At 74.4% G+C, this 6,302-nt stretch carries 8 protein-coding genes; 5 read left to right on the forward strand and 3 right to left on the reverse strand.

Features of this window, described 5'->3' with window-relative positions; genetic code table 11:
• Positions 1–439: 439 nt before the first annotated feature.
• Positions 440–817, forward strand: coding sequence for a hypothetical protein (locus tag ACFWXO_RS02820; protein WP_380521644.1), 378 nt, complete (start codon positions 440–442; stop codon positions 815–817).
• Positions 818–988: 171 nt separating this feature from the next.
• Here ACFWXO_RS02820 and ACFWXO_RS02825 read toward each other — a convergent pair whose 3' ends face one another.
• Together ACFWXO_RS02825 and ACFWXO_RS02830 are read right to left on the reverse strand one after the other, a co-directional pair.
• A complete protein-coding gene (locus tag ACFWXO_RS02825; protein WP_380521646.1) occupies positions 989–1,633 on the reverse strand; it encodes a hypothetical protein in 645 nt (214 codons plus the stop codon).
• A 76-nt stretch (positions 1,634–1,709) separates the two neighbouring features.
• Positions 1,710–2,630, reverse strand: a complete 921-nt coding sequence (locus tag ACFWXO_RS02830) for a helix-turn-helix transcriptional regulator (RefSeq protein ID WP_380521648.1) — start codon at positions 2,628–2,630, stop codon at positions 1,710–1,712.
• A gap of 101 nt (positions 2,631–2,731) precedes the next feature.
• Between ACFWXO_RS02830 and ACFWXO_RS02835 the strand changes: the two genes are divergently transcribed.
• Positions 2,732–3,439 carry an SDR family NAD(P)-dependent oxidoreductase gene (locus ACFWXO_RS02835; protein WP_380521650.1) on the forward strand — a complete coding sequence of 236 codons (708 nt, stop codon included), beginning with the start codon at positions 2,732–2,734 and terminating at the stop codon, positions 3,437–3,439.
• A gap of 62 nt (positions 3,440–3,501) precedes the next feature.
• Here the strand turns inward: ACFWXO_RS02835 and ACFWXO_RS02840 are convergent, their stop codons facing one another.
• Positions 3,502–4,080: a YbhB/YbcL family Raf kinase inhibitor-like protein gene (locus tag ACFWXO_RS02840; RefSeq protein ID WP_380521652.1), complete on the reverse strand. Its 579-nt coding sequence runs from the start codon at positions 4,078–4,080 to the stop codon at positions 3,502–3,504.
• Positions 4,081–4,339: 259 nt separating this feature from the next.
• Between ACFWXO_RS02840 and ACFWXO_RS02845 the strand changes: the two genes are divergently transcribed.
• From ACFWXO_RS02845 to ACFWXO_RS02855, 3 genes are all read left to right on the forward strand, one after another.
• On the forward strand, positions 4,340–4,852 hold the full coding sequence (locus ACFWXO_RS02845; RefSeq protein ID WP_375884050.1) for a DUF6584 family protein: 513 nt from the start codon (positions 4,340–4,342) through the stop codon (positions 4,850–4,852).
• A 185-nt stretch (positions 4,853–5,037) separates the two neighbouring features.
• Entirely contained in the window at positions 5,038–5,706 is a 669-nt protein-coding gene (locus tag ACFWXO_RS02850) for an LPXTG cell wall anchor domain-containing protein (RefSeq protein WP_380521655.1), read from the forward strand.
• Between the two features lie 11 nt (positions 5,707–5,717).
• Complete coding sequence (locus ACFWXO_RS02855; RefSeq protein ID WP_380521658.1) at positions 5,718–6,188, forward strand: hypothetical protein; 471 nt, start codon at positions 5,718–5,720, stop codon at positions 6,186–6,188.
• Positions 6,189–6,302: the final 114 nt, after the last annotated feature.

Here is a 6,302-nt window from a genome sequence, read left to right on the forward strand (position 1 = left end):
ACCTCCACCTCCCGCTCCCTCACCACCCCCCCCCACAACAACCCCACTCCGAGCAACTTTGGGTGTAGCGCGATCACTTTGATGGGGGATGATCCCCTGCGTGACGGAAGAGGCAGGTAGTCCAGGTGCGGACGACGCTTGTGCCTGGGGCGAGCGGCTGGGCTGGGCGTTCGGACTGATAGCGGATGATCCGGCGGTGAGAAGTGCAGCGCTTGACCAACTGGCTGAGGCACAGAGGCAGGTCGAGGACGCGCTCGGTCGGTGCAATGAGCTGTGGCGGCTGACGATGCCCCTGGGGGCGGAGGAGCAGTACCAGGAGCCGGCCTTCCGTGAGGCGCGCCGGAGGTATGGCCGAGCGCGGGGACGTTCGCTGCCTGACGGGCTGTGGGGTCGCCCCGCGAGCGGGGATCTGGCGCATTGGCCCGGGCTGCCCTACGCGTTGCTCTTCCTGGAGTGGGAAGCGAGATACCCGCAGGAGTGGACCCACCATGCGAAGGCGTGGGGCACGAAGCAGAGTCTTCTCCGGGACCTGGCCCTGGCCCACCAGCCGGAGGCGATCAGGGCGAAGCTCACCGACTTGGTCGAGATCGTCGTCCACCGCGCGTACCGCTGCAAGGACCGCGAGTACGTGCGGGTCGCCCGGGCCGTCGACAGTGCCGACCTGCGTGGCAGGCTCGACCGCGCGGTCGAATCCGACAGCCCGTGGGCCCGCTGCCAGGCAGGGTACGTGCGCTGGCTCCTGGACCGCCCCGACCTGCCGAACACCCGTCGTGTCTGGCGGGCCTGGCTGGCAGGCCAGGCCCCGGCGTCGAGGTGACCCGGGACTGAGCCGGGAGGACCGTTCCTGCCGGCGCGTCACCTCGTGGTCGCGGTCTCCTTCGACAGCCGGTTCCAGTACGGGCTGTCACGGCTCCTGCTGCCGAGTGCCTGAACCCTTTCTAGCAGGGGCCGAGGCGGCGCCCCGGCCCGCCGGGACCAGGGCCGGCCGTCAGGGGCGGCCCGGCACCCACAGGGGGACGGGGGCCACGAGGGGCATCGCGCGCGCCGCGTCCTGCTCCAGCCAGCCGTCGACCCGGGCCGGGTCGCCCTCGCTGAGCTCCACCAGCGCGGCCGCGGCGATCCGGGCGCAGCACAGCACCAGCGCCAGGGTGTCCTGGCGGCGGTGGCGCTCCCGGACGTAGGCCTCGGCCCGCTCCTGGGCGCGGAGGCGGTGGGCCGGTCCGTCCTCGGCGGTCAGCGCCTGGACGCCGTGCCACACCAGGGTCAGCGCGCAGGGCTCGGCGGGGTGGGCCTGGTCCTCCCGCTCGGCCTCCTCGCGGGCCTCGGCGGAGCGCTGGCCCAGCCAGCCGAGCGCCGTCGCCGCGTCGTCCCCGCAGGAGCGCAGCAGCAGCTCGGCGGCCTGCTCGACGACGGCGGGTACCACCGCCGAGGCCGGCACCCGCAGCCCGGGGGCGGCGGTGTCGCCGAAGGACAGCCAGGCGTCCGCGAACGAGGCCGCGCGCAGCCCGCCCACCCAGGCGGGCGCCCCGCCCGTCGCCCCCAGCCATTCCTCGGTCCCCAGCCGGACCAGCCCCACGGCAACCAGATTCGCCGCGTCCCCGTCCAGGCCCAGCAGTCGTCCGCTCCGCACCACGCACCCCCACCTGCGTTCGTCACCCTTCGAGCACATCCCACCACACCGGGGCGCGAACGAACTAGGCAGGGGCACGTCACGAATCGGTGCCGACGCCGGTGCCGACGCCGGTGCCCGTGCTGATGCCGGTGCCGGTGCCGGTGCCGACGCTGGTGCTGGTGCTGGGGCGGCCTGCCAGTGTCTGGGTGCCGATCACCGCCAGCAGCGCCAGCCGCTCGGCGTCCTCGGTGCCGGGTTCGGCCGTGTAGACCATGATCCGCAGATCGCTGCCCGCGACGCTGAGCACGTCGCAGTCCAGCGTCAGCGGTCCCACCTCCGGGTGGTCGACGGTCTTGCGCGAGGCCTCCTGGTGCCCCACCGCGCCGGAGTCCCACAGCTCGGCGAACCGCTCGCTGTTGCCGCGCAGATCGGCGATCAGGCGCCGCAGCCGCTGGTCCGCCGGGTAGCGGCCCGCCGTCGCCCGCAGGTCGGAGACGACGGCGGTCTCCAACGCCCGCCGGGACTCCGGAGTGTGGCGGACCCGGCTGCCCTCGCCGAGGAAGTTCCGCCACGCTCCGTTGCGCTCCTTGCCGTGCCGTTCACCCATCAGCGCGGTGTAGAGCGGATTGGCGAGCAGCAGCGTCCACGCCGCGTCGTGGACGGCGACGGGTGTGCCGGTCAGCCGGTCCAGCATCCGTTGCACGCTGGGCGTGATGTAGGCGGGCACCGTGCCGCGTCCCGGCGCCACCAGCCCGGCGACCCGGAACAGGTGCTCACGCTCCTCCGCGTTCAGTCGCAGCGCCCGCCCCAGCGCCTCGACGACCTGCTCCGACGGGTTGGCCGCCCGGCCCTGTTCGAGGCGGGTGACGTAGTCGACCGAGATCCCGGCCAGCAGCGCCAGCTCCTCCCGGCGCAGTCCGGCCGCGCGCCGATGGCCGCCCGCCGGCAGGCCGGCCGCCTCCGGCGGGACCCGGTCGCGCCAGCGCCGTACCGTCCGCCCGAACTCCGTGGTCGCCATGCCACCACTGTGCACCGCCCCACCCGCAGGTGCCTGGTACCGGCAGTCCCAGGAAGACCGGACGCCTGGCTGACGGTGTCGCCGCGCAGCATCGTGGAGGCATGACCACCACACTGATCACCGGAGCGAACAAGGGCCTCGGCTTCGAGACCGCCCGCCAACTCATCGCCGCAGGCCACACCGTGTACGTCGGCAGCCGGGACCCCGAGCGCGGGCGTCGCGCCGCCGAGCGGCTGGGCGCGCGGCCGGTCGTCATCGACATCACCGACGACGCCTCGGTCACCGCGGCGGCGAGGACCGTCGAGGCCGACGGCGGCCTGGACGTGCTGGTCAACAACGCCGGCGTGGAGGAGCGGGACGCGGACAACCGCGTCATCGGCGCCGCCGACGTCACCGCCGACCTGATGCGGAGCACGTTCGAGACCAACGTGTTCGGCACGGTACGCGTCCTCCACGCGTTCCTCCCGCTGCTGCAGCGCTCCGCCGCCCCCGTCGTCGTCAACCTCAGCAGCGGCCTGGCCTCGCTCACCCGCGTCACCACTGCGGGCACCCCCACCTACGCCTACCCCGGCGTCGCCTACCCGGCCTCCAAGGCCGCCGTCAACATGATCACCGTGCAGTACGCCAAGGCGTTCCCGCACATCCGCATCAACGCCGTCGAGCCCGGCTTCACGAAGACGGACCTCAACGGCAACACCGGTATCCAGACCGTCGAGCAGGGCGCCGGGATCATCGTCCGGATGGCCTGCCTGACCCCGGACGGCCCCACCGGCACCTACCGCGACGCCGAGGGCCCGCTGCCCTGGTGACCGATCCACCGGGTGACCGACCCACCGGGTGGGCGCGCGGCCGGGCGGGGCCGGGCCGGGGGTCAGCGTTCGCCGGTGCCGGTGATGCGGCCGCGGGCGAGGACCGGGGTGGTGAGGGAGGTGAGGAGGCGGCGGGGGCGGGTGTTCGGGAGGGCGGCGCGGTTCGGCAGGGGCTCGGCGAGGGCGTAGAGCTCGAAGACGTAGCGGTGCGGGCCGTGGCCCTTGAGCGGCTCGGGGCCGTGGTAGCCGCGGCCGATGAAGGAGCGCAGCAGGGTCACGCCCGGGGCGGGGGCGGACTTGGCGAGGGCGCCGGGGGCGAGCTCCTGCGGGCTCGGCAGGTGGGGCCCGTCGAGCAGGGCGAGGCAGTGGACGGCGGGGTTCGAGCCCAGCGGGACGTCGATGTCCTCGACCACGAGCAGGAGTTCGGCCGTTCCCGCCGGGGGCGTGCTCCAGGCGAGGTGGGGGGAGAGGTTCTCGCCGCCGACCCGGGTGCCGCTGTGCCGGGTGGGCAGGAGGCCGGCGTCGGTGAAGTCCCGGCTGGTGAGGGTGAGGGTCTCCGGGCCGTCCAGGCAGGGCTGGTTCCAGGCGTAAGTGCGTTCTTCCGGGCGGCGGTTGCGCAGCAGGGTGCCGAGTACGGACATGGGGGCGCTTTCCTTGGGCCGCTGGCGCCGTCAGGGACTTCGGCGGGTGGGGTCGGTGACGTGCACGACCTTACGCCGCTTGTCGTCGGGATAGGCCTCCCTGGTCACCAGGCCCCGGAGGCCTCGGCGGGCCTCGGCGGGCCTCGGCAGAATCATTGTTGCCTATCAACTACTTTCTCGCCCGGGTGGCCGGTGGTGGTTGGGGTGCGGGCACGGAAACCCGTTTGACCAGCGCTTCTTCGTCGATCACGATGCTCCGGTGACAGTTGAGACCACCCTCGCGAAGGTCGACGCGGACCTCCGCGCCGGCCGGATACCCGTCGCCCGCCAACGCCTGCGTAGCCTGGTGGGCCGCTACCCGGCGGACCTCACGGTCCGGCGCCGGTTGGCCGAGGTCTACCGGCTGTACGGGGAGCCGGTCGAGGCGGGCCGCTGGGCCTACCTGGAGGAGGAGCGGGACGAGGCCGAGACCGCGGCCTTCGAGGGCCGTTACGCCGATCCGCGGCGCCGGATGCGGGCGCTCGCCTGGCGCACCTCCGAGCGCACCGCGTCGACCGAGACCGCCCGCGCCCGGCTGGCCGAACTCCGTGCCGCGGCCTCCGCGGAGGAAGGCCGCCCGGTCCAGTGGGGCCAGGTGTCCGACCCTTACCGGCCGAACGCGTCCGACGACGACAGCGGGCCGTGGTTCTGCCTCGGCATCGGCCTCGTCGGCCTGCTGCTGGGAGCCTTCGCGGTGCTCGGCATGGTCACCTTCGCCGGCTGGTGGTTCTGAGCGGTTCGGTGCGGTGGTGTGTGCGGGGATGAACCTCCGGGCGGGGGTGGGCCGTACTTGACGGTGGCGGCCCGTCGGGGCCGTCCGGTGCTGCCCCGGGTGCCCGCCGATTCCCACGGACGGCGCGGCCGGGGCGGCCCTCGTGGCCCCCACGAACGCCCTGAACCCTCCGAGGAGAAGCACAGATGAAGCACGTACGCCGCGCTGCCGCGGTCACCGGTGGTGCGGTCGCCGCCCTGGCCCTGGCCGGGACCGGGCAGGCCTTCGCCTGGCACCCCGGCGACGCCTCGCTGACGGTCGGCTGCCGGACGGACGCCGGTCACGTCGAGGTCGTCCTCGGCAACAACTACCAGGACGCGGGCGACTACACGCTCAGCCTGATCGGCGGCACCGAGGAGCACCACGGCACCATCGCCGGGCACGGCACCGCCAAGGTGACGGTCGGCTACTCGGGCCACGGCGACCGGTGGCGCTACACCCTGGCGGACACCCACATCGACCAGCAGATCGCCGACGTGCCGCTCTGCCCCTCCGCGACGCCGACGGGCACCCCGACGCCGACCCCGACCCTGACCAAGCCTGGGACGCCGACGCCGACGCCGACGCCGACGCCGACCGCCAGTCGGACGGCGACGCCGACGCCGAGCGGGAGCCCGTCGGGGAGCCCGTCCTCGCCCGCCGCGCACCCCAGCGCCTCGCCCTCGGCGAGTGCCTCCGCCTCCGCCGCGCCGGCGCTCGCGCAGACCGGTGGCGGCGGCAACACCGGCCTCGCGGTGGCCGGTGCCGCGACCCTGGTCGGCGGTGCCGGGCTCGTCGTGGCGGCGCGCCGGGTCGCCGCCCGCCGCAAGGCCTGACGGTCCGGCGGATGTTCGTCGACGGAGCGTGGCGGATCACGGTGGTCGGCAAGGACGCCGACTTCGAGCAACGGGCGGTGGTCCGTACCCCGTACGGGGTCCTGGTGCTGGCCGGTGCGGTGGGGGAGTCCCTGGTCGTCGACGCCGACACCTGGGAGCTGCGCCTGGAGCACCTGTGGCCGGGGCGCGGATGGCGGCCGGACGTCGAGGTGGTGCCCGGTCCGGTGACCGGTACGGGCGGCCGCCGCAGCCGGGAGGTCCGGGCGACGGACTGCTACTGGCCGGGGCAGCCGCGGCCGGTCCTGCCGCACAACCTGGTGCTGCTGCTGGACGCGTTCGGGGCCGAGGAGCCCGCGGCGCGACCGGTACGGACGGTGCGGGAGGCGATCACCCCGGCGGGAACACCGCTGATCCGGACCAGTTCCGGCCCCCAGGTCGACACGGTGGACAGCAAGTCCACTGCGGGCAGGGCCGGTTGGTGACCGCCAGGGCGTGATCGGGGAGGGGGGGCGGGCGCGGGGGCGCCCCCCGCCCGCGGGGGGTCGGGCCGTGGGGAGTGGTGATGGGGACAAAGGCGGAAGCGGGGCGGCGGGGGT

It is taken from the genome of Kitasatospora sp. NPDC059088, assembly GCF_042738155.1.
Lineage (GTDB): Bacteria > Actinomycetota > Actinomycetes > Streptomycetales > Streptomycetaceae > Kitasatospora.

Excerpts from the sequence above, each read along its gene's own strand:
- ACFWXO_RS02830 (WP_380521648.1), bottom strand. The coding sequence starts at position 2,630 with ATGGCGACCACGGAGTTCGGGCGGACGGTACGGCGCTGGCGCGACCGG.
- ACFWXO_RS02835 (WP_380521650.1), top strand. The coding sequence starts at position 2,732 with ATGACCACCACACTGATCACCGGAGCGAACAAGGGCCTCGGCTTCGAG.
- ACFWXO_RS02840 (WP_380521652.1), bottom strand. The coding sequence starts at position 4,080 with ATGTCCGTACTCGGCACCCTGCTGCGCAACCGCCGCCCGGAAGAACGC.
- ACFWXO_RS02850 (WP_380521655.1), top strand. The coding sequence starts at position 5,038 with ATGAAGCACGTACGCCGCGCTGCCGCGGTCACCGGTGGTGCGGTCGCC.
- ACFWXO_RS02855 (WP_380521658.1), top strand. The coding sequence starts at position 5,718 with ATGTTCGTCGACGGAGCGTGGCGGATCACGGTGGTCGGCAAGGACGCC.